General features: G+C 67.5%; 1 protein-coding gene. It reads left to right on the top strand.

The window, feature by feature from the left end; all coding sequences use genetic code 11:
* The coding region (locus DSY14_RS28150; protein WP_211719608.1) for an ATP-binding protein at window positions 1-257 on the top strand (257 nt) is incomplete at its 5' end.
* Window positions 258-443 lie beyond the last annotated feature (186 nt).

Here is a 443-nt window from a genome sequence, read left to right as displayed (position 1 = left end):
GCCTCACGATGCCCCGCATCCGCCACGCGACGGAGACCGACGAGGGAGGCCGCGGGCTGCAGTTGATCACGGCGCTCTCCCAGCGTTGGGGTGCCCGGTACACGCCGAACGGAAAGTGCATCTGGACCGAACAGACACTGCTCGGCCCGGACGGCCGCCTGGACCGGCCGTCCGATACGCAGGACCTGCTGTTCCTGAACCCCGAGGGCTTCGCGGGAGATCTGGACGCACTGTCCTTCGAGAGCCAGGAGCAGTAGAGCGAGCTCAACGCCGCACAGCCGTGGGCCCGGACGACACCGCGAGCACCCGGGGCAAGTAGTGGAATTTTCAACTGCCCCGTAGGGTTGTACGCCGCGAAGGAGGTCACGAGTGGACACGACGTACTACGACCACGGGACGGCCGCGGAGCGCTGGGAGCGGGCGCGGTTGTTCTTCGAGGCCAA

The sequence above is a fragment of the Nocardiopsis sp. MG754419 genome (genome assembly GCF_018207095.1).
GTDB lineage: Bacteria > Actinomycetota > Actinomycetes > Streptosporangiales > Streptosporangiaceae > Nocardiopsis.
This window is presented reverse-complemented; position numbering and strand designations above follow the sequence as displayed.